Below are 2227 nucleotides of genomic sequence, written 5' to 3' on the forward strand. Positions count from 1 at the left end.
AATGTTGTATGTCGCAGTTATGTCACCTGTTTTGTCTTGAACTTCATTTACCGCCTCGAAAAACTTCTCCCACGCTTCATCAAAATTATCTATGCCCCCTATCTTCTTTGATTTCCTAGCTAATGTACAAAACTCTTTGAAGACACCAGGACATAATTCAAAACCAATTTGACCCGTTTCATCATCCGTAACAGGTCGCAACCCTTCTACAAAATCAGTATAGTCATAGCTTGGATGAAATTGAACAAAAGCCATTTGATTCAGTTCTTCCGGTGTAAGCTCCTCTAATGTGGCAGTCCGTCCACCAGAAATTAGATCTGCAGCAATCTGCTGTGCAAGAAACGTTTTCCCCGTTCCCGGTGCTCCTCTAAAAATTAGATTCTTGGCGATTAGCAGTTCTTTCGTGTGAGGATTACAATACTCTTCTCTCATGGACTCGCTCTCCTCCTCACTAGATTCATCAAATTTCTCATGGTTCGTAAGCTTAATCATTGCCTTTAGTAATTCTTCATAGTCGATTGCATCGACTGAAGACACAGCTTCATACCCAAATACTTTATTCGGATTTTTACCAAACGTTACATTGATTCCTTCTTCCAAAGGATGACTAAAATACTTCGACGGCTTATTCGGAATAGACACAAATAAAGTGGGCTTATCAAAATACTCTGGTTTCCAGTCAAAATATAAATCCGTCCAATTATCATTATTGACATACGGATACCTATACAGTCTATTGCCAGTGCCAGCGAATTTTCTGCCTAGCGGAAGCCCAGTAGACAACTTTGCTCGCTCTCTGGAACCACCAACTACATAATTTTCTATTTCTTTTCCGTTTTTATCTATCCCAATATTTCCTCGACTATTGTTGACAACTTCAATAAAACTATCGAGATATTCTCGAAATACCATAAGATCTTCACTAGAGATAACTTCTTCTCTTGGCTTCAGATACTTCGACCAATCTGGTTGACTTAGAAACCACGAATAATCTTGGATGTTGTCACTCTCGACATACTCAATTAATTTTTTTGCCTCTTCAAAAGGCGATGATGAAACGTTCCAAATTGTCTCGCGACCTGTGAAAAAGTACCATTCTTTCGGCTTAAACTCCCGATCCCAGTCTACTAGGATGGTATGCCCATCATTAAGATTTCGTTGGACTGTTCCGGAAGCCTTTAGATTCATTACTGATACATATTCACCAGACGGATTCTCAAAAGGAAGTCCATTCTTTTTTGTATAAGTTGACTTAATAATAATTTTATCGCCCGGACTCATTGCATCAAGCTTTGAGCGCATCTTTTTATATTGTGTATTTTCTTCTTCTCCAAGCCAACCAAGCACCCATTTTCCTTCTTTGACGAACTGATCCGTTTGATCATTCCCATCAATATTAGCCCCAACGAAATAATAATTCTTCTGACTTACCACTTGTCTTCCCTCATTTCTGATAATCACTCAATAATTAGATTTTAACACACACTAGCTCCTTTGAAGTAAACGTTATCAAACCAATTTTTTTAATAAATATTGGTTGAATTAGGTTATTAATTATAGGAGTTTTATTAATCTAATTATCGCATTGGTTCTAGAATAAAACATTTAATTATAAATAACAAAAAAAGAAAGTAATCATCTTTACTCTTTGAAGAGTTGACGATTACTTCCCGATGAATTCTCAGATTAATTTCTACTAACAAAATTTTAGCTTCTAAAAATCGCTTGAGAAAAGCTAAAATAGAAACTCCAAACCGCTTTATATTTTTTCCTTGGGGAGAACGGCCCAAATCTGTTCAGTGAATCCAAAAAACTAGCTCTTTTCAGCTCTTCAAAACATCCTTTACTTATCCTGCAACGGCAATATCTCCTCATGCATCATTTCACCAAACTCATTGATGACACATTTCCAATATTTCAATTTAGGTACCGGGTTGTCTGCGTGTACTTTGTATTCTTCATATTTACTCGCACGTTTCAACTCAGCTTCTCCAGGTTGTTTTTTATATTTTGCATTGTAGTTTTCAATCATGTAGGATAATTCATCTTCATTAACAGCCCACTTATTGGCGAACTGGTTCTGTTGCAAAGTTTTAAATCTACTATCAAATAAGGTAGAATAATAGAAAAAGATAGCAGGAGGAATGACGATGAATCATTTTAAAGGAAAGCAATTTCAGCAGGATGTGATTATTGTAGCCGTGAGCTACTATCTTCGTTATAACCT

The 2227-nt window shown here is 36.6% G+C and carries 1 protein-coding gene and 1 pseudogene; both read right to left on the reverse strand.

The genetic code is table 11. From position 1 onward, the window contains the following. Nucleotides 1-1434 (reverse strand): annotated as a pseudogene (locus BAU16_RS06550) (hypothetical protein); the annotation flags it as partial. A gap of 409 nt (nt 1435-1843) precedes the next feature. After that, the gene (locus BAU16_RS06555) at nt 1844-2089 is read right to left on the reverse strand and encodes a hypothetical protein (protein ID WP_161526755.1); all 246 of its coding nucleotides are present in this window, start codon (nt 2087-2089) and stop codon (nt 1844-1846) included. Between the last annotated feature and the right edge of the window lie 138 nt (nt 2090-2227).

This window comes from Enterococcus sp. JM9B (assembly GCF_009933265.1).
In the GTDB taxonomy this organism is placed as follows: domain Bacteria; phylum Bacillota; class Bacilli; order Lactobacillales; family Enterococcaceae; genus Enterococcus_C; species Enterococcus_C songbeiensis.